Annotated in this window: 17 protein-coding genes; 12 read left to right on the top strand and 5 right to left on the bottom strand. The window is 70.2% G+C overall.

The window, feature by feature from the left end; genetic code table 11:
- Positions 1-181 (bottom strand): hypothetical protein (locus GWK61_RS55995; protein WP_228561715.1); only part of this gene is annotated, 181 nt, incomplete at its 3' end.
- Here GWK61_RS55995 and GWK61_RS04475 point away from each other — a divergent pair.
- From GWK61_RS04475 to GWK61_RS04445, 7 genes are all read left to right on the top strand, one after another.
- Positions 171-746: a hypothetical protein gene (locus GWK61_RS04475; protein ID WP_228561714.1), complete on the top strand. Its 576-nt coding sequence runs from the start codon at positions 171-173 to the stop codon at positions 744-746. The two genes, GWK61_RS55995 and GWK61_RS04475, sit on opposite strands and share 11 nt — an antisense overlap.
- A 381-nt stretch (positions 747-1,127) precedes the next feature.
- Entirely contained in the window at positions 1,128-2,465 is a 1,338-nt protein-coding gene (locus GWK61_RS04470) for an NAD(P)/FAD-dependent oxidoreductase (RefSeq protein ID WP_194905214.1), read from the top strand.
- Between the two features lie 106 nt (positions 2,466-2,571).
- On the top strand, positions 2,572-2,802 hold the full coding sequence (locus tag GWK61_RS55990) for a type II toxin-antitoxin system HicB family antitoxin (protein ID WP_194905213.1): 231 nt from the start codon (positions 2,572-2,574) through the stop codon (positions 2,800-2,802).
- A gap of 143 nt (positions 2,803-2,945) precedes the next feature.
- The gene (locus tag GWK61_RS04460; protein WP_194905211.1) at positions 2,946-3,710 is read left to right on the top strand and encodes an alpha/beta hydrolase family protein; all 765 of its coding nucleotides are present in this window, start codon (positions 2,946-2,948) and stop codon (positions 3,708-3,710) included.
- Positions 3,711-3,774: 64 nt separating this feature from the next.
- Positions 3,775-5,046 (top strand): SAM-dependent methyltransferase, encoded by a 1,272-nt coding sequence (locus GWK61_RS04455; protein ID WP_194905209.1) that lies wholly within the window; start codon positions 3,775-3,777, stop codon positions 5,044-5,046.
- A gap of 71 nt (positions 5,047-5,117) precedes the next feature.
- Positions 5,118-5,630 carry a SigE family RNA polymerase sigma factor gene (locus GWK61_RS04450; protein WP_194905207.1) on the top strand — a complete coding sequence of 171 codons (513 nt, stop codon included), beginning with the start codon at positions 5,118-5,120 and terminating at the stop codon, positions 5,628-5,630.
- 23 nt (positions 5,631-5,653) lie between these two features.
- Positions 5,654-6,625: a hypothetical protein gene (locus GWK61_RS04445; protein WP_194905205.1), complete on the top strand. Its 972-nt coding sequence runs from the start codon at positions 5,654-5,656 to the stop codon at positions 6,623-6,625.
- A gap of 122 nt (positions 6,626-6,747) precedes the next feature.
- On the opposite strand, the gene GWK61_RS04440 is transcribed toward GWK61_RS04445, so the two are convergent.
- Positions 6,748-8,031, bottom strand: a complete 1,284-nt coding sequence (locus tag GWK61_RS04440) for a PP2C family protein-serine/threonine phosphatase (protein WP_194905203.1) — start codon at positions 8,029-8,031, stop codon at positions 6,748-6,750.
- 208 nt (positions 8,032-8,239) lie between these two features.
- Between GWK61_RS04440 and GWK61_RS04435 the strand changes: the two genes are divergently transcribed.
- Positions 8,240-11,599, top strand: coding sequence for a HAMP domain-containing protein (locus GWK61_RS04435; RefSeq protein ID WP_194905201.1), 3,360 nt, complete (start codon positions 8,240-8,242; stop codon positions 11,597-11,599).
- On the top strand, positions 11,596-12,216 hold the full coding sequence (locus tag GWK61_RS04430) for a response regulator (RefSeq protein ID WP_194905199.1): 621 nt from the start codon (positions 11,596-11,598) through the stop codon (positions 12,214-12,216). The genes GWK61_RS04435 and GWK61_RS04430 overlap by 4 nt, the downstream gene beginning before the upstream one ends.
- 93 nt (positions 12,217-12,309) lie before the next feature.
- Here GWK61_RS04430 and GWK61_RS04425 read toward each other — a convergent pair whose 3' ends face one another.
- Both GWK61_RS04425 and GWK61_RS04420 read right to left on the bottom strand, forming a co-directional pair.
- Positions 12,310-13,221, bottom strand: a complete 912-nt coding sequence (locus GWK61_RS04425; RefSeq protein WP_228561713.1) for an EamA family transporter — start codon at positions 13,219-13,221, stop codon at positions 12,310-12,312.
- A gap of 37 nt (positions 13,222-13,258) precedes the next feature.
- Positions 13,259-14,332: a LacI family DNA-binding transcriptional regulator gene (locus GWK61_RS04420; RefSeq protein ID WP_194905198.1), complete on the bottom strand. Its 1,074-nt coding sequence runs from the start codon at positions 14,330-14,332 to the stop codon at positions 13,259-13,261.
- 93 nt (positions 14,333-14,425) lie between these two features.
- Here GWK61_RS04420 and GWK61_RS04415 point away from each other — a divergent pair, with 93 nt between their 5' ends.
- From GWK61_RS04415 to GWK61_RS04405, 3 genes are all read left to right on the top strand, one after another.
- Positions 14,426-15,586: a Gfo/Idh/MocA family protein gene (locus tag GWK61_RS04415; protein ID WP_194905196.1), complete on the top strand. Its 1,161-nt coding sequence runs from the start codon at positions 14,426-14,428 to the stop codon at positions 15,584-15,586.
- A gap of 8 nt (positions 15,587-15,594) precedes the next feature.
- Entirely contained in the window at positions 15,595-16,671 is a 1,077-nt protein-coding gene (locus tag GWK61_RS04410; RefSeq protein ID WP_194905193.1) for a DUF993 family protein, read from the top strand.
- 64 nt (positions 16,672-16,735) lie between these two features.
- Entirely contained in the window at positions 16,736-17,566 is an 831-nt protein-coding gene (locus tag GWK61_RS04405) for a sugar phosphate isomerase/epimerase family protein (protein WP_194905191.1), read from the top strand.
- A 77-nt stretch (positions 17,567-17,643) separates the two neighbouring features.
- Here the strand turns inward: GWK61_RS04405 and GWK61_RS04400 are convergent, their stop codons facing one another.
- Positions 17,644-19,524, bottom strand: coding sequence for a putative Ig domain-containing protein (locus GWK61_RS04400; RefSeq protein WP_194905189.1), 1,881 nt, complete (start codon positions 19,522-19,524; stop codon positions 17,644-17,646).
- Positions 19,525-19,766: the final 242 nt, after the last annotated feature.

Raw genomic sequence — 19,766 nt, 5'->3', positions numbered from 1 at the left:
GGGTGGGACCGGGCGTGGGTCCGGGCCTGGCGGTGGGGACGACGACACCGACGCCAGGCGTGTCGAGTATGTCGAGTACGTCGAGTACGTCCTCACCGACGTCGGCGCCCTCGTCGCCGATCTCGGTGTCCCAGGTCTTGTCCGGTTCCACGCAGTCCTCGCCGAACACGGTGATCGGCACGATCCCGGCGTCCTGGAAACCACCGGTCCCGGGGCACCCGACCGACCCGACGGGCACCGACGGACCGTCGGTCGCCGAGCTCGTCATCGACGTGCTGCAACAGCTCGGGCCGGGGACGGGATCGAGCTTCAGCGGCAGCTCGATCAGCGACGTCAACGCGAACGCCACCCTGACCTGGACCACGCAGCACGGCGCGATCCGGATCTCGGCCTCGGTGAGTAACGGCGCGCTGGACGGCAAGACCCCGCAGTCGCAGTGCATGCCGGCCTTCGAAGAGGACTACTGCGCGGCGGCGACTCTCTCCGACGGTTCGGTGGTCATGGTCCAACACGGCACCGGCTACCCCGGCGGCAGCAGCACTCCGACGCACAACAACATGGTCTCGATCACGCGGCCCGATCACGCCGCGATCAACGTCGTGGAGTGGAGCGACGGTCCGCTGACCGACGACCAGCTCTACCAGATCGTGGCCGACCCGCGCTGGGGCCTGCGGATGGCCGGCTCCTTCGTCGGTCACGCGGACGCCGTCATCCGGCCTTTCACCGATGACGGCGCGGGAGGCTGACCGGCCGCCCAGGAAGCCGGGAACTCTCCCGTGGCGTCGCTCGTCTTTTGGTCTGGTCACACATTGTCTGGCTATACATGTTCTGACTGCACATGTTCCGGCCACACATTGTCCGGCCACACAGCCGGGCGGCGCTATTCTTCTACGCGACGTCGAATGTGTCTCACTACCTGACACTGTGTCGGAATAGCTGTAATGTTGCTCACAGTGTGACCAGCGTCACCAGCGCATCTGATGCCAAACGCGCACAAATCTTCCCGCTGACATCAGCTGTTAACTCGCACCGCACGGGGCACTGCCTGAACCTCTCTACGCTTGAAAAGTAAGAAGATCGAGCGTCGAGACGGCGGCCTTGGACTAGGCGGCGGAGGCGAGCATCAAGTGGGCAAGGCGAGCGGGAACGGCAAGGCGATCCCTCGGATTCTGATCGTTGGCGGCGGCTACGTCGGGATGTACACGGCGCACCGCATCCTGAAGAAGCTCGGCAAGGACGAAGCGCTGGTCACTGTCGTCGACCCGCGCTCGTACATGACCTACCAGCCGTTCCTGCCCGAAGCGGCGGCCGGCTCCCTGTCCCCGCGGCACGTCGTGGTGCCGCTGCGCTCGGTGCTCAAGCGCGCCGAAGTGCTCACCGCGCGGGTCACCGACATCGACCAGGTGCGCAAGGTCGCCTCGATCGAACCGATCGCCGGCGAGCCCTACGAGATCGAGTTCGACCAGGTGGTCATCGCGGTCGGCTCCATCGCGCGCACCCTGCCGATCCCGGGCCTGGCCGAGAACGGCATCGGCTTCAAGCAGATCGAAGAGGCCATAGCGCTGCGCAACCACGTCCTGGGCCAGATGGACATCGCGGCCACCACCAAGGACGAGAAGATCCGCCGCCGCGCGCTCACCTTCGTCTTCATCGGCGGCGGCTTCGCCGGCATCGAGGCGATCGCCGAGCTGGAGGACATGGCGCGCGACGCGTGCAAGATCTACCCGAACATCCGCCCCGAGGACATGCGCTGGGTGATGGTCGAGGGCTCCGGGCGCATCCTGCCCGAGGTCCGGCCGGCGCTCGGCGAGTACACGGTCCACGAGTTGGAGAAGCGCGGCATCCAGGTCAAGCTGAACACGTTCCTGGAGTCCTGCGTCAACCGCCGCGTGCAGCTCTCGGACGGCACCAAGATGGTGGCCTCCACCATCGTGTGGACCGCCGGCGTGAAGCCGAACCCGGTGGTGCAGAAGTTCGGCGTCCCCCTCGGCGAGCGCGGCCACGTCGTCGCCGACCCGACCCTGCGCGTCGAGGGCTTCGCCAACGTCTGGTCCGCCGGCGACGGAGCCCAGGTCCCGGACCTGGCCAACCCCGGCAAGTGGTGCTCCCCCTCGGCGCAGCATGCCGTGCGCCAGGCCAAGCAGCTGGCGGACAACGTGGTCGCGGCCGTCCGCGGCTTCGAGCCCCGCGAGTACAAGCACAAGCACGTCGGCTCGGTGGCCTCCCTGGGCCTGCACAAGGGCGTCGCCGACGTCTACAACATCCGCCTGCGCGGCTGGCCGGCCTGGTTCATGCACCGCACGTACCACATGAGCCGGGTCCCCACCTTCAACCGCAAGATCCGCGTCATCGCCGACTGGACCCTGGCCCTGTTCTTCCGCCGCGAAGCCGTCGGCCTGGGCTCCATCGAGCGCCCGCGCGACGAGTTCGCCGAGGCCGCGGGGGACCAGCGCAAGGCTGCGTGAGTCGCGGTCGTCTCGGGCCGGGGCCCGTCGGAGTTTTCGCTTCGACGGGCTTCGGCCTTTTCGCGTGCGAAAGTGAAGAGGTCCAGCCGAGCAAGGAGGCAAGTCAGTGACCGGACCTGCGACCCCCGAGACCTACCGCGCCATCGCCGAGCCGGACGGCGACTGGTGGGTGGTCACCGTCCCGGATCTGCCAGGTGTGCACACGCAAGGCCGCAACCGCGAGCAGGCCCGGAACACGGCGCGCGACGCGATCGCGACGATGCTCGGCACCGATGCGGAGCGGGTCACGATCACGATGGACTTCCGAGGATCCGAACGGTCGGGGGACAGCGGGTGAAGTCACCCGAGCCCGCCACGCCCACGCGCCGCCGCCGTGCTCACCACCCGACCGACTCACGCACCCCCGACCTCAGCCGCACGCCCCCCAGGCCTTGAGACGATGCTTCGCACCGCGAACCTCCCAGCGGTACCCTCGCTCCCGTGAGCAGGGAATCCGAACCCCGCCTCGACCCGCCGATCCGCCCGGTGCGTGACGGCGTGGTCGGTGTCGTCCTGCTCGCGCACGGTGGCAAGGAGCGTTCGCACCAGGCGCCGCATCGGCGGGGTGGGCCGGTGACGCGGATGCGCATGATCGCGCGGGCGGTGGCGCCGCGGTTGGCGGGGCGCGGGGTTGCCGTGCACACCATGTGCTTCCGGTATCAGGGGTGGAACGGGGATGAGCGGGCGCCGGTGCCGGATGTGCGGTGGGCTGCCGCGCAGCTGGCGGAGCGGTACGGCGATGTGCCGATCGTGCTCGGTGGCCACTCGCTCGGCGGCCGCGCGGTGGTGAACGCCGCCGACGCGCCGCACGTGGTCGGGGTGCTGGGCCTCGCACCGTGGCTGCCGGAGGCCGAGCCGACCGTGCAGCTGGCCGGGCGGCGGTTGCTGTTGGCGCACGGGACGCGCGATCGCGTCACCTCGCCGCGTTCCTCCTACGAGTACGCCGCTCGGGCCCGGGCCGAGGGACACGACGTGGCGCGGATCGTGGTGCCGGGCTCTGGCCACACGCTTCTGTCCCGGGCCCGGGATTGGAACCGGCTGGTCCTGGCGTTCAGCCATACGTGTCTCCTCGATCAGCCCGGCTCGGCGCAGGCGGCCGCAACCCGGCCGCCGCGCTATGCCGACCTGATCGTCGAGGCCTTCCACGCGGCCGCCCCCGAGGGCTTACAACGAGTCCTGACCCCCGCCGGGCGGGTCCGCGCTTAACGATCAAGAGCGTGTTACGTTACTGAAGGCGTTCAGAGACTGACCCCGATCTCGGAGCGGAAAGATGACTCACCAGTCCATCCCGCTGATCGACACCGATCGCTGGCCGGACCTCGCGCGTTTCCCGGACCGCCCGGTCCGTGCGCGCGTCGCACGACGTTTGTTCACCCACGCGCTGAAGGACATCCCGGTGACCGTGGTCGCCCCCAACGGGCTGGCGCTGGCCGGAGCCGGCGTCCCCGGCGGCGGCGGGCCCGTGCTGCGGGTGCGGCGACCGCAGGAGTTCCTGAACCGGCTCGGCACCGACGGCCTGATCGGCTTCGGCGAGGCCTACCAGACCGGCGCCTGGGACACCGAGACCGGCGACGAGCTGGTCGCGCTGCTCACCGAGCTGGCCTCGCGGCTGGAGGACCTGATCCCGCGGCCGCTGCACCGCATGCGCAGCCTGGCGGCCCAGCACATGCCGCGCGAGCACGACGGCGACCGGCGCGGCGCGCGGCACAACGCGCACGCGCACTACGACCTGTCCAACGACATGTTCGAGGCGTTCCTCGACCCGTCGATGACCTACTCCTCGGCGCTGTTCGACCCGGTCGCCGACGCCGACGGGCCCGGCGACCTGCACGCCGCGCAGGTCCGCAAGATCGACGCGATGCTCGACGCGGCCGGCGTCCGCAAGGGCACGCGCCTGCTGGAGATCGGCTCCGGCTGGGGCGCGCTGGCGATCAAGGCGGCCGGCGAGCGCGGCGCCACGGTGCTGACCGTGACCCTGTCCGAGGAGCAGCAGGACCTGGCCCGCAGGCGCGTCGCCGCGGCCGGCCTGGCCGACCGGGTCGAGGTGCGGCTGGCCGACTACCGCGAGGTGGCCGAGGAGCAGCCGTTCGACGCCGTGGTCTCGGTGGAGATGATCGAGGCCGTCGGCCGCCGCTACCTGCCGGACTACTTCCAGGCCATCGAGCGCAACCTGGCCCGCGGCGGCCGCGTCGCCGTCCAGGCCATCACCATGGCCCACCACCGCATGGTCGCCACCCAGGACTCGTACTCCTGGATCCACAAGTACATCTTCCCCGGCGGCCTCATCCCCTCGATCGCCGAGCTCGACCACGCCGCCGGCACCGCCGACCTGCGGCTGGCCGCCCGCCGCGACTTCGGCCTGGACTACGCCCGCACCCTGCGGGCCTGGCGCCACCGCTTCGAGGAGAACTGGCCGCGGGTCGCCGCGCACGGCTTCGACGAGGTCTTCCGCCGCACCTGGCGCTTCTACCTGGCCTACTGCGAGGCCGGATTCGCCTCCGGCTACCTCGGGGTCTCGCAGCTCGCGTACACGAGACGGTGATCCGGGCAACCCCGGAGCCCCCCACTTCCGTATAACTCCTGCCGGCGCAGGAGCAGTGGAGAGGTGGGGGGATGGACAGGTCCTACGAGGCGGAGTTCGCCGAAGTCGTCGCCGCCAAGGGCACGGCGCTGCGGCGCACCGCCTACCTGATGTGCGGGGACTGGCACCTGGCCGAAGACCTCGTCCAGGCCGTGTTCGTGAAGGTCCACCTGCACTGGCGGCGCATCAGGCGTCAGGACACCTTCGACGCCTATCTGCGCACCATGCTCTTCCGCGCGTACCTCGACACCCGCCGCGCCAAATGGCGGCGGGAGACCCCGGCGGAGTACCTGCCGGACGTCGAGGCGCCGGGCACCGGACCCAGCGACGACCGCGACATCCTGGTCGCGGCACTGCGCCGGGTCCCGCCCCGACAACGCGCGGTCCTGGTCCTGCGGTACTGGGAGGACCTGAGCGTGGAGGAAACGGCCGGACTCTTGGGGTGCACCGCGGGCACCGTCAAGAGCCAGGCCGCCAAGGGGCTCGCCGCGCTGCGCCCGCTGCTGGCCGGCACGGTCTTCGAGCCCGTCGCCGAAGAACACTGACACCAGACATGAGGGACGAACCCATGCCAGATCTCGAATCCCGAGAGGACGACTGGGCCCGCGGCGTCTTCGACCGCGCGCACACCTCTGACAACGAACCGCACTGGGTCCCGGATGCCGCGGCAGCGGCGCGGACCAGCGCCCGCCAGCGAACGCGGTACCGGGCGACCGGCGCCCTGGCGGCGGCAGCGATCGTCGCACTGTCCGCGGGCGCCTTCACCACGCTCGGCGGCGGTGCGAGCAGCAGTGGGCAGACCATGGTCTCGCCTGCGTCTTCCCCCGCGAAGACCATCGCCCCCCTTTCGAGCCTCAGCAAATACCTCCGCCTCGGCAACGGGTACCGCAACCCGACGCCGAAGGACCCCGTCGCGATCCCCGCCGGGGCCGCCGCCACGATCAGCGCCGTCATCAGCGGGATCGACCCCGGCCTGGCGCATGTCCGCAACTCGTACGACCGGAGCCCGACCGTCATCGGGCCGCCCGCCTCGGGGAGGTTCCTGGACGACGTCGGAGGCATGGGGTTCTGGACAACCGACGGAGTCCCGCCGGTGAACGGCCACGACGACGTGTCCACGCCTCTGGGGACCGTGACGGTCAACGTGTACGACAGCTGGCTGGCCGGCCAGATCACGACTCCCCCGAACGTGGCGTGCGGACTGGACGAGTTCTGGGTGCCCGTCTATCTCCTGCCGACTTCCTGGTCACCCTGCACACACCAGACTCTGAGCGACGGCTCGGTCATCGTCACGACGCACTCGGTCGGCGACAAGGACGGAGAAATGTCCGTCGCCGGCCGCCGGTTCCCCGACGGAACGCTGGTGACGGTCTCCGCCAGCTCAGTCGTCTACTTCGGCACCATCTCCGGCTACCCCCCTCTGGGCAACGGAGCCGGGAAGCAGCGCTCCATCACCGGCAAGGCCCTGAAGCCGGTCCCGTGGACCGACGACACACTCGCCAAAGCCCTGAGCGGACCAGAGGTCAAGGGTTTGCCGTGACACAACCCGAAGACCCTCGCCAGGCGTCTATATAGGTGCGGCGAAAGCCGACAGCGGTCCTGAGCCATCCCCCCGGCTCGGGACCGCACCTTTTCTGGCACCGTACCTCTACCTGATACGCCTCAGCCCTTGTAGGCGCGCAGAGCCAACAGCGCCAGGTCGTCCCGCGTTCCGGAGGACCCGAAGTCCACGACCGCCTGCCGCACCCGCGCCACTACCCCCGGCGCGGTCATGCCCGAACAGCCGGACAGCGCCGCGGCCACACCCTCGTCGCCGAGCATCAGCCGGCCGTTGCGGCGCTCGCTCGCGCCGTCGGTGTAGACCAGCAGCACCTCGCCGGCGCCCAGCTCCACGTCCTCGGCGTACAGCGTCGGCGCCGGCAGCACGCCGAGGAGCGGCTGCGGGTTCGCGGCGGCGCGGACGCTGCCGTCCGTGCGCAGGATCAGCGGCAGCGGGTGGCCGGCGCAGACCAGCACCAGCTGGGCCGAGCCGTCGGGACGGGGTTCGACCTCGCCGTACAGCAGGGTGATGAATCGCCCGGCGTCGCCGGCGAGTTCGCCCTCCTCCAGCACCGCCTGGTTCAGCCGCTCGACCACCGTGACCGGCGAGCGCCCCTCGCGGGCCAGCAGCCGCAGCGAGTGCCGGGCCAGGCCGGTCAGGGCGGCGGCCTCCGGGCCGGTGCCGCAGACGTCGCCGACCGCGAAGCCCCAGACCTTCCGGCTGATCGGGAACACGTCGTAGAAGTCGCCGCCGACGTGCACGCCGTCGCTGTTGGACGCGGCCTCGTAGACCACGCCGATGTCCAGTCCCGGCACCGCCGGCAGCGAGGGCGGCAGCAGCGAGCGTTGCAGGCCCCTGACGATCTCCACCTGTTCGGCGTACTGCCGCGCGTTGTCCAGCGCCGCCGCGATCCGGGACGCCAGCTCCATCGCCAGCGGCACCGCGGGACCGGCGAAGCCGCCCTTGCCGGGGCCGCCGAGGACCAGGGTGCCCAGCGACACGCCGCGCGCGGTGAGCGGGATCGGCAGCGCCTGGCCGTACGGCGAGGCCACCGGGACCGGCCACTCGCCGTGCGCCGGGGTGTTGATGTGAGCCCTGCCACTTTCCTCCGGCAGCGGCGGACGCCAGCCCTCCAGCGCCGAGCGCAACGCGTCCAACCTGCGCTCTTCGCGGTGCCAAATGTGTTCCGGAGTCCACGAAGACGACACGTTCGGGTGATCCGCGGCCGGATAGAGTGCCACCCAGTCGGCCAGCCTCGGCACGACGAGCTGGGCGGCCAGGGCCGCCAGGCGGCGCCGGTCCAGCGTGCCGGACAGGAGTTCGCCAGCCTGGGAAAGCAGGGTGAGCCGGACCGCTTCTTCGGGGCGGTCTCGGGGAAGAGACGTACGGGGGGTGCGAGGGGCCATCGTGTTCGAGCCTAGCCCGGCCCGGGCCTCTGCGCGGGCTAATCGTATGGTTCATCCGTTTCCGCCCGAACGATCTGCGAGACTGTGACTGACCGAGAGAACACCGGGCGGCCGCCGCCGCACGTCGGGTGACTCCGCGAGAACTGAGAGTCATCTGGCGTCGCACAACGGGACGCGGGCCGGCCGCCCATGTCAAGGAGGCGCGGCGATGACGCTGCAATCGGAACGCCTGGCGGACGCCGAGCTCGATCGCCAGCTCGGAGCCATCCTGGAGGTGGCCCAGGCGGTGGCCCGAGGCGACCTGTCGCGCAAGATCGCGCTGTCCGGGGACATCGTCGACGGACCGGTCGCCGAACTCGCGCAGACCATTGACGCGATGGTCGGACAGCTCTCGGGCTTCGCCTCCGAGGTGATCCGGGTGGCCCGCGAGCTCGGCACCGAGGGGCGCCTGGGAGGTCAGGCCACTGTCCCGCACGCCGAGGGCATCTGGCGCGACATCACCGACTCGGTGAACTCCGCGGCCCGAAACCTCACCGCGCAGGTCCGCGACATAGCGGGAGTCACCACCGCGGTCGCGCAGGGCGACCTGACCCAGAAGATCACGGTCGAGGTGGCCGGCGAGATGCTGGAGCTGAAGGACACCATCAACACGATGGTGGACCAGCTCTCAGGGTTCGCCGACGAGGTCACCCGGGTGTCCCTGGAAGTGGGCACCGAGGGCCGGCTCGGCGGCCAGGCCCGGGTGCCCGGCGTGGCCGGCACCTGGAAGGACCTCACCGACTCGGTGAACTCCATGGCCGACAACCTGACCACCCAGGTCCGCAACATCGCGCAGGTGGCGACGGCCGTGGCCTCCGGCGACCTGACCCAGACCATCACCGTCGACGCCCGCGGCGAGATCCTGGAGCTGAAGACCACGCTGAACAAAATGGTGGACCGGCTCGGCACCTTCGCCGACGAGGTGACCCGCGTGGCCCGCGAGGTCGGCACCGAGGGCAAGCTCGGCGGCCAGGCCACGGTGCGCGGCGTGGCCGGCACCTGGAAGGACCTCACCGACAACGTCAACGCGATGGCGAACAACCTGACCAGCCAGGTCCGGAACATCGCGCAGGTGACCACCGCGGTCGCGAACGGCGACCTGTCCAAGCGCATCGACGTCGAGGCGCGCGGCGAGATCCTGGAACTGAAGACCACGCTGAACACCATGGTCGACCGGCTCTCCGCGTTCGCCTCCGAGGTGACCCGCGTGGCCCGCGAGGTCGGCACCGAGGGCAAGCTGGGCGGCCAGGCCACGGTCGAGGACGTCTCAGGGACCTGGCAGCGGCTGACCGAGTCCGTGAACGAACTGGCCTCGAACCTGACCACGCAGGTCCGCGCGATCGCCGAGGTGGCCACCGCGGTCACCGCCGGCGACCTGACCCGGCTGATCACGGTCGAGGCCAAGGGCGAGGTCGCCGACCTGAAGAACAACATCAACCAGATGATCGGCAACCTGCGCGAGACCACGCGCCGCAACGACCAGCAGGACTGGCTGAACACCAACCTGGCCCGGATGAGCGGCCTGATGCAGGGCCAGCGCGACCTGGACGCGGTCTCCGCGCTGATCATGAGCGAGCTGACCCCGCTGGTGAACGCCCAGTACGGGGCCTTCTACCTGGCCCGCCGGGAGTCCGGCACGAAGGTGCTGAACCTCATCGCCTCCTACGGCGTGGACCGCGAGTCCCCGGACGTCACCTCGCGCTTCCGCCTGGGCCAGGGCCTGGTCGGCCAGGCCGCGGTGGAGCGCAAGCCGATCATGATCCAGCACGCGCCCGTGGACTACATCCGCATCTCCTCGGGGCTCGGCTCGGCCTCGCCGTCCTCGGTCGCGGTGCTGCCGGTGCTGTTCGAGAACGAGGTCATGGCGGTCATCGAGCTGGCCAGCTTCCACAGCTTCGACGAGGTGCACCGCGCGCTGCTGGAGTCGCTGATGGAGATGGTCGGCGTCACGGTCAACACCATCACCGCCAACACCCGCACCGAGGAGCTGCTCGGAGAGTCCCGCCGGCTGGCCGACGAGCTCAAGGCCCGCACCGACGAGCTGCAGATGCAGCAGAAGGAGCTGCGCCGCTCGAACGCCGAGCTGGAGGAGAAGGCCGAGCTGCTGGCCCGGCAGAACCAGGACATCGAGGTCAAGAACTCCGAGATCGAGCAGGCGCGGCAGGAGCTGGAGGAGCGCGCGAACCAGCTCACGATGTCCTCGCGCTACAAGTCCGAGTTCCTGGCGAACATGTCGCACGAGCTGCGCACCCCGCTGAACAGCCTGCTGATCCTGGCGCGGCTGATGTCCGACAACGCCGAGGGCAACCTGACCGAGCGCCAGGTGGAGTACGCCGAGACCATCCACGGCGCGGGCAGCGACCTGCTCCAGCTGATCAACGACATCCTGGACCTGAGCAAGATCGAGGCCGGGCGCATGGACGTGCAGCCGGCCCGGATAGCGGTCAGCCAGCTGGTGGACTACGTCGAGGCCACGTTCCGCCCGCAGACCGAGCAGAAGGGCCTGGAGCTGCGGGTGCGCGTCACGCCCGCGGTGCCGGCGCACCTGTTCACCGACGAGCAGCGGCTGCAGCAGGTGCTCCGCAACCTGCTGTCGAACTCGGTGAAGTTCACCGAGTCCGGGCACGTGGAGCTGGTCGTGGACACGGTCGACGACGTCGTGCTCGGCGGCCCGGAGGACAGCAACGAGGTCGCGCTGGAGCCGGCGGTGTCCTTCGCGGTGTCCGACACCGGCATCGGCATCGTGGACGACAAGATCCAGACCGTCTTCGAGGCCTTCCAGCAGGAGGACGGCACCACCTCGCGCCGCTACGGCGGCACCGGGCTCGGGCTGTCGATCAGCCGGGAGATCGCCAAGCTGCTCGGCGGCGGCATCCGCGCCGAGAGCCAGCGCGGCCGCGGCTCGACGTTCACGCTGTTCCTGCCGCACGCGGTCGGACCGGACGGCGGCGCGGTGTTCGGCAGCACCGGCAGCCTCGGCTACGGCACCAGCCCGCTGCCGGCCGGCGCGATGGCCGAACCGGCGCCGACGCTGCCGCTGATCCCCGAACAGGCCCCGCATCCGGACCCGTATCTGCCGTCCACGGAGCTCTACGCGGCCGGTTCGGACATCACCTTCGACGGGGAGAAGATCCTCATCGTCGACGACGACATCCGCAACGTCTTCGCCCTGACCTCGGTCCTGGAACAGCAGGGCTGCACGGTCCTGAACGCCGAGAACGGCCGCGCGGGCCTGGAGGCCCTGGAACGCGCCGACGACGTGGCGCTGGTCCTGATGGACGTGATGATGCCGGAGATGGACGGCTACGCCACGATGGCCGCGATCCGCGAGATCGACCGCTACAAGAACCTGCCGATCATCGCGCTGACGGCCAAGGCCATGCGCGGCGACCGGGAGAAGTCGATCGAGGCCGGCGCCTCGGACTACGTGACGAAACCGGTGGACACCCCGCACCTGCTGTCCGTCATGCGAGGCTGGCTCGACGCCGACACCGGCGCCCAGCCCGCCGCAGGAGGCCAGACCCCGTGACCGACGCCCACCGCGCCTCGACGCCGGCCGACGCCGACATCAAGATCCTGCTGGTCGACGACCGCCCGGAGAACCTGCTGGCCCTGGAGTCCATCCTGGGCTCGCTGGGCCACGAGCTGATCACCGCGTCCTCCGGCGAGCAGGCACTGCGCGCGGTCCTGCGCGAGGACTTCGCGGTGATCCTCCTGGACGTCCGCATGCCCGGCATGGACGGCTTCGAGGTGGCGGCGCACGTCCGCCTGCGCGAGCGCTCCCGCGACACCCCGATCATCTTCCTCACCGCCGCCGGCGACGGCCCGCACCAAACCCTGCGCGGCTACGCCGCCGGCGCCGCGGACTACCTGACCAAACCCTTCGACCCCTGGGTCCTGCGCGCGAAGGTCGGCGTCTTCGCCGAGCTGCACCGCAAGAACCGCCAGCTGAAGGAGCAGGCGGAGATGCTCCGCGAGGCGGCCGGGGTGACGCCGCGGATGCTGGACGAGCTGTCGAACCGGCTCGGCGCCATCGAGGGGACGCTGGCACTGCTGATCGACCAGGACGGACGCGAGGGGGCGGTCGGGCGGTTGGAGCGGCGGGTGGTGCGGATGCGGGCGGCTTTGGACGCGGTGCGGGTTTAGCGGATTTGGGGTGCGGCGCCCGCGAGGCTGCGGCAGTCCGGCTTGGCCAGGCTGCTTGCGGTGCGCGCGGATTGTGCGGCGCCGCCAGAACCCTTATGCCGCTTCGAGGATCAGGATCCCGCTGGCGATCGTCACCGCGGCGAAGATCCGGTACCGCCCGAAGGGCTCGCGCAGGAAGACCGAGCCCAGCGCCGCGCCGAAGATCACGCTTGTCTCGCGCAACGCCGACACCGCAGCGAGCGCGCCGCGCGTCTGGGCCCACAGCACCAATCCGTAGGCCACGAAGGACAACGGTCCCGCGATCACGCCGCGCATCACATCGCCGCGGCTCAGTTTGCGAAGCGTCACCCGGAAGCCTGCGGCCGCGCCTGTCGCGCCCCGCCGCACCATGATCGTCACGCACGCCGCCGTCATCAGCGTGCCCTCGGCGAGCATCATCCACACCGTGTAGCCGGCCGCCGACCCCGAATGCCGCACCGCGACGCCGTCGGTGACCGTGTACGTCGCGATCGACAGCCCCGTCATCGCCGCCCAGAACAGGGCTTTGCCCTGCGTCCGCTTCGGCCGTCCGGCGGAGAACACCAGCACCGTCAGCCCACCGCAGACCACAGCGATGCCCACTGTCTGGTGCCGCGACATCGGATCGCCCAGCAGCGTCGCGAAGCCCGCCACCACCACCGGCGAGAGCCCGCGCGCGAGCGGATAGACCTGGTTGAAGTCGCCGATCTCGAAGGTCTTGATCAGCATCAGGAAGTACCCGACGTGCAGCGCCGCCGACACAAGCAGCAGCACCCACGAGGCCCGGGCCGGCACCGGGACGAAGAACAGCCCGAGCCCGGCCAGCGCACCCGCCGACAGCGTCATCAACAGCGAGGCGGTCAGCTTGTCGGGGATGAACTTGAGAATCGCGTTCCAGCTCGCGTGCAAGAACGCTGCGGATAACACGACGGGGACCAGGATTCCGGGCGCACCAGCAGCCGAGGCCTCTGCACTGAGCAGACTCAATTCCCCACCCCTATATATACGTGTCCTGCGAACCGGCTCAGGCAGCCGGCGCCGTACTCCCCCGCACGATCAGTTCAGTAGCGCTGTGCACGACGGTGCGCCCCTCGCCCTCGGCATCTTCTGCGGGCGACTCCACCACCATCCGCATCGCCTGCTCACCCATGCCCTCGCTGTTGACGCGCACCGTCGTCAGCGCGGGCATCAGGTCGGCGCAGATCGGCAGATCGTCGAAGCCGACGAGGCTCACGTCCTCCGGCACCCGCCGCCCGGCCTCGCGCAACGCGGCCAGGGCTCCGATGGCCATCACGTCGGCCATCGCGAACACCGCCGTCACCTCGCGATGCTCGGCCAGCAGCCGCCGAGTCGCGTCGTAGCCGCCGTCGCGGGTGAAGTCGCCCTCGATCTCGTGCGCGACGACCGGATCCCCGGCGCCCTCCGTCAGCCCTCTGCGAAACCCCTCGGAGCGGTCGGCGATCGTCACGAGTCCGTGCGGCCCGGCGACCATCCCGATCTCGCGATGCCCCAGCCCCGTCAGATGCAGCGCCGCTTCCCGCGCGCCCCGCACGTTCGCCGGCAGCACCGCGTCGATCTCCGGCCCCTGGTCGCCGATGGTCACCACGCGTCCGCCGCCCTGCTGGTAGTCCAGCAGCCGCTCGCGCAGCGGCTCGGCCAGCGCCGGGTCCACCGGCGGCGAGCCGGCGACCAGGATCGCGCGGGCCCGCTGCGCGCCCAGGCGGGTGATGTAGTCCAGTTCCAGGGCCGGCTCGCGGTAGGTGTTCGCGACCATCACCAGCAGGTCCCGCTCCCGCGCCACGCGCATCGCGCCGGCCGCGATCGCCGAGAAGTACGGGTCGTTGACGTCGTGCACGAGCAGTCCGACCAGCGACGTCGTCGCGCGGGCCAGGGCCTGCGCCGGGCCGTTCGAGACGTAGCGCAGCCGGGTGGCGACCTCGCGCACGTGCTCGCTCAGGTCCGCGTTCACGATCCGGGTGCTGCCGTTCAGCACGCGCGAGGCGGTGGCCAGCGAAACGCCCGCGGCGTCGGCCACCTGCTGCAGCGTGGCTCCGCCGCGGCGCGGGGCCGGCGAGGGTGTTGACCTCTGCGTGGACACGCTCGTAACCTATCGCCTCAGGAACGGTTCGGAAAGCGCTTTCCAGTGCCGATCGGGCCTTTCGGTGATCACAACTAGATCTCGGGAGCGGCGATGACACGCGAAGTAGTCGGCATAGCCATGAACGGCGTCACCGGACGCATGGGTTACCGGCAGCACCTGCTCCGGTCGATCCTCGCGATCCGCGAGCAGGGCGGCCTGGCGCTGCCGGACGGCCGCACCGTCTGGCCCGAGCCGGTCCTGGTCGGCCGCAACGCCGAGAAGATCGAGGCGCTGGCCGCGCAGCACGGCCTGGACAAATGGACCACTTCCCTGGACGAAGCCCTGGCCGACCCTTCGGTCACCGTCTACTTCGACGCGCAGGTCACACCGGCCCGCGTCCCGGCGCTGACCAAGGCGATCGAGGCCGGCAAGCACATCTACACCGAGAAGCCGACCGCCGAAACGCTGGCGGAGGCGGTCCAGCTCGCGCAGATCGCCGACGCGGCCGGGGTCAAGCACGGCGTGGTGCAGGACAAGCTGTTCCTGCCGGGCCTGCTGAAGCTGAAGCGGCTCGTGGACTCCGGCTTCTTCGGCCGCATCCTGTCGGTACGCGGCGAGTTCGGGTACTGGGTCTTCGAGGGCGACTGGCAGCCGGCGCAGCGGCCGTCGTGGAACTACCGCAGCGAGGACGGCGGCGGCATCATCCTGGACATGTTCCCGCACTGGCGTTACGTGCTGGACCACGTGATCGCGCCGGTCCAGAGCGTCTACGCCGAGGCCCGCACGGACATCCCGACCCGCTGGGACGAGCAGGGCCGGGAGTACAAGGCCACGGCCGACGACGCCGCGTACGCCATCTTCGAGCTCGAAGGCGGGATCGTCGCCTCGCTGAACTCCTCGTGGACCACGCGCGTGAACCGCGAGGAACTGGTCGAGTTCCAGATCGACGGCACGCACGGCAGCGCCGTCGCCGGACTGCGCAACTGCAAGGCGCAGCACCGCGCCGCGACCCCGAAGCCGGTCTGGAACCCGGACATCCCGGCGACCGAGGACTTCCTCGCGCAGTGGCAGGAGGTGCCGGACAACGCGGTCATGGACAACGGTTTCAAGGTGCAGTGGGAGATGTTCCTCGCGCACCTGGTCGCCGACGCGCCGTACAGCCACGACCTGTGGGCCGGAGCGCGCGGCGTGCAGCTGGCCGAACTCGGCGCGCAGTCCTGGCGTGAGGGCCGCAAGGTCGCCGTGCCGGAGCTCGACCGGACCGGGAAGTGAGCGCCGCGATGACCGGCTTCACCTCGCGGGTCGTGTACGCCGCCGCGCACGTCGTGGCAGACCCGGACGCGGACAACGGCGCGGGCAGGCCGGCGGTCCTCGACTGGGAGGCGACGCTGCGCTTCCGCGAGCACCTGTGGTCGCTGGGCTTCGGCATCGCGGACGCCATGGACACCGCGCAGCGGGGGATGGGGCTGGACTGGCCGGCGACGCAGGAGCTGATCCGGCGCAGTGGCGCGGCGGCGAAGGCGGTCGATGCGGCAGGTGTTCCGTCGCTGTTGGCATGCGGCGCAGGCACCGACCAACTCGCCGCCGGCACGCATTCGCTCCCAGATATCCGTGCCGCCTACGAGGAACAGCTCGGCGTCGTCGAGGCGGCCGGCGCACGCGTGATCCTGATGGCCAGCCGGGCCATGGCGGCATCCGCGCAGTCAGCCGATGACTACTTGAAGGTCTACCGTTCACTGCTGAATCAGGCCTCGAACCCGGTGATCCTGCACTGGCTGGGCGACATGTTCGACCCCGCGCTGGCTGGCTACTGGGGCTCGCCGGACATCCCGACCGCATTGGCGACGGTCCTGGAGCTGATCAACGCCAACCCGGCGAAGGTCGACGGCATCAAGATCTCCCTCCTGAACGCCGACTACGAGCTGGAGCTCCGCAGCAAACTGCCGGAAGGGGTCCGCCTCTATACCGGCGACGACTTCAACTACCCGGAGCTCATCAAGGGCGACGCCGCCGGCCACTCGGACGCCCTGCTCGGCATCTTCGACGGCATCGCACGCCCCGCTTCGCAGGCCCTGCAGGCACTGGACCGCGGCGACTTGGAAGCGTACGACCGGCTGATGGGGCCGACTGTCGAGCTGTCGCGGCACATCTTCGAGAAGCCGACCTTCAACTACAAGGTCGGCCTGGTGTTCCTGGCCTACCTGAACGGCCACCAGGACCACTTCACGATGGTCGGCGGCCTGGAGACGGCACGCGACGCCGCGCACCTGACCGAGCTGCTGCGGCTCGCCGAGATCGCTGGCGTCATCGACGATCCGGAGCTGGCCGCCGCTCGGTTCGCGGCGGTGGTCGCATGAGGTTTCACATCCGCAGCCACCAGATCGTCATCGGCACCGACGCCGCAGCCCCGGCGGTCGTCGGATGAAACTCTCCCTGAACCAGGCCACCGTCAAGCGCCTCACCCTCGCCGAGGCCGTCGACGGCTGCGTCCGCGCCGGCGTCCCGGCCATCGGCCTGTGGCGCGACCGCGTCCAGGAGATCGGCATCGAGGCGGCTGGAAAGATCGTGCGCGCGTCAGGCCTCGAAGTCACCAGCCTGTGCCGGGGCGGCTTCATGACCGCCGCTTCCGCCGAGGACCGTGCCGCCGCGCTCGCCGACAACAAGCAGGCGGTCCTGGAGGCCGCGGGCGTGGGCACCGACGTGCTCATCCTCGTCGTCGGCGGGCTGCCCGCCGGCTCCAAGGACCTGCCCGCCGCGCGCGCCGCCGTCGCCGAGGGCATCGCCGATCTCGCGCCGTTCGCCGCCGAGCACGGTGTGAAGCTCGCGATCGAGCCGCTGCATCCGATGTTCTGCGCGGACCGCGCCGTGGTCTCCACGCTCGGGCAGGCGCTCGACATCGCCGAGGCGTTCCCGGCCGAGCAGGTCGGCGTCGTCGTCGACACCTACCACGTGTGGTGGGACCCGCGGCTGGAGGCGTCGATCACGCGCGCCGGCAAAGGGAATCGGATCCTGTCCTACCAGGAATGCGACTGGGTCGTGCCGCTGCCGGCCGACATGCTGCTGGGCCGCGGGCACGTCGGCGACGGCCACATCGACTTCGCGCGCATGCGGGCTCTGGTGACCGCCGCAGGATGGAAGGGCTGCGCCGAGGTGGAGATCTTCAACCAGGAGATCTGGGACACGGACGGCGACCGGACCATCGCCACCGTCCGGGCCCGCCACGAGGCGGTCGGTGCCGCCTCGGGGTTCTGAGACAGCCCCCGTACACGAGAGCGGATCCGGCCCGCGAGGGGCCGGATCCGCCTGTGTTTCACAGGGAACTGATCAACTTACGACACCGTGACGTCGTCGTACAGCGTGTACGTCGGGTCGCCGGCGTAGTTGTCGTCGTGGTTCGTCAGCGTCAGCGTGTAGCTGTGGCCGGCGGTGACCGAGGAGGTCACCTGGGTCCAGCCCGAGGTCGGGTTGGTGCAGGTCTTGGCCAGGACGGTCTTGGTGGTGCCGGTGGTGTTGTCCTTCAGCGTCGCCGTGGCCCAGTCGTACTGGACGGTGTCGTCGCAGGTCACGTTGTACCAGAAGGACAGCTTGCTGTTGCCGGTGCCGGCCTTGAAGGTCTGCGCGACGGACGAGGTGCTGCTCGGGTTGGTGTTGCCGAGCTCGGCCGCGTAGCCGCCGGAGTGCGGGCCGGAGGCGGTCGCGGCGGTGACGCCGGAGGCGGTCCAGCCGGACAGCGAGCCGTTCTCGAAGCCGCCGTTGACGATGACGTTGCCGCCGCCGGTGGTGGAGTTCACGGTCCAGCCGAAGGACGCCGAACCCGAGGCCCCGGTGCCGTCGGTGGCCGTGACGGTCACGTTCGAGCTGCCGGCGGTGGTCGGGGTGCCGGAGATCAGGCCGCTGCCACTGTCGATGGTGACGCCCGCGGGCAGCCCGGTCGCCGAGTAGGTCAGGGTCTGGGTCGAGTCCGAGTCCGAGGCCTGGACCTGCAGCGACACCGCGGTGCCGACGGTCGAGGTCTGCGCGGCCGGCTGCGTGACGGACACGGTGTTGGTGCCGGTGCCGCCGTGCGTCAGGATCTGGTGCGAGATCGCGCAGGAGTTGGTGTCGTTCGACCAGCTGGCCTGCTCGGCGAAAGAGTCCGAGCCCAGGCTCACGTTAGCCGCGCCGCCGGTGGTGCCGGGCTGGAGCCACGCGCACTCGTCGGAGTTCTCCTGGCCGTTGTAGGACGAACCGGACACGTGGTTGGTCCAGCCGCCGGCCGGGTTCTGGTCCGACATCATCTCGTGCCACTCGTGGCCGAGGGTCATCGTGTAGCCGTCGAGGACGCCGTTGCCGCCGGAGTTGATGAAGTTGGTGCCGCAGGTCTGGCCCACGTCCATGTTGTACGGCTGGTTGGAGAACGCGATGTCGCCGTAGTTGCTGGTGACCGCGCCGCCGTTCAGCGTGGTGTCGCCGTTCCAGTCGTGCCAGGCGCAGTAGCCGGTGTTGGGGTCCTGGTAGCCGTCCGGGTCGGTGCCGTGCGGGGACAGGATCACGTAGTAGGCGTCACGGTTCGCCGCCGCGGTGGTGTTGCCGAAGTGCCCGGCCGCGTTCACCGCCTCCACGCCCAGCTGGTGGCCGGTCGCCGCCGAGGGGGACGCCCCGGAGTTGTCGTACCAGACGCCGGACAGCACGCCGCCGGTCTGGTAGGGCACGAAGCTGGCGTTGCTCGGGCAGCTGGTCGCGCCGCTGGCCACGTTGGGGCCGTCGCACCACTGGGTGAGGTCGGCCGACCAGGTCTCGCCGCCGGTGCCGATGTCCTTGAACATCTTCTGCACGACCGGAGCCGCGCTGTTCGGGTCGCCGGAGAAGTTGGCGAGCCCGTTGGAGTCGGTGCTCTGGGTGCCCCACTGGGTCCCATAGAACACCAGGTACACCTTGGCGTGTCCGTCCAGCACGCCGATGCCGTCCACGCCGCCGCCGTAGGACAGCGTCTCGGAGCCGGTCGCGGCCTGCGTTCCGGCGGCGTTTATACGGTCGCACAGAGTCTGTGTCGCCGTAAGCTGCACGCCGTGGTGGTGCTGGTGGTGCGGGGCATGACTGCAGGACGCCGGGTTGATGTCCCAGGCCTGCGCGGTCTGCGCCGAGGCCGCCATGAGACCGAAGCCGGCCGCCATGGTGGCGACAGCCGCTCCGGCCGCCGCGGCTCGTCGCCGCGTGTACGTGTTTTTCATCTCCGCCTTCTGTGGGGTAGAGGGGAAAGGTGGCGAGCTAAGAATTTGCTGAAGGCCCGGTCCGACCGCATCGGGGGAAACCCTTGAACAGCTCCGGCATGACCAGCTCTTTACTTCGGGCGTCGTGGCCCGGAACACAGCGAGAACTCTTGTGACCGCGGGCGTGCACGGCGTAACCTTCCCCGAGCGGCCTCCACGCCCCACCGGGTTCGGGACCCGCAGCCGTCACCGGCACCGCGACC

The organism is Catenulispora rubra (genome assembly GCF_015356825.1).
In the GTDB taxonomy this organism is placed as follows: Bacteria; Actinomycetota; Actinomycetes; order Streptomycetales; family Catenulisporaceae; genus Catenulispora; species Catenulispora rubra.
This window is presented reverse-complemented; position numbering and strand designations above follow the sequence as displayed.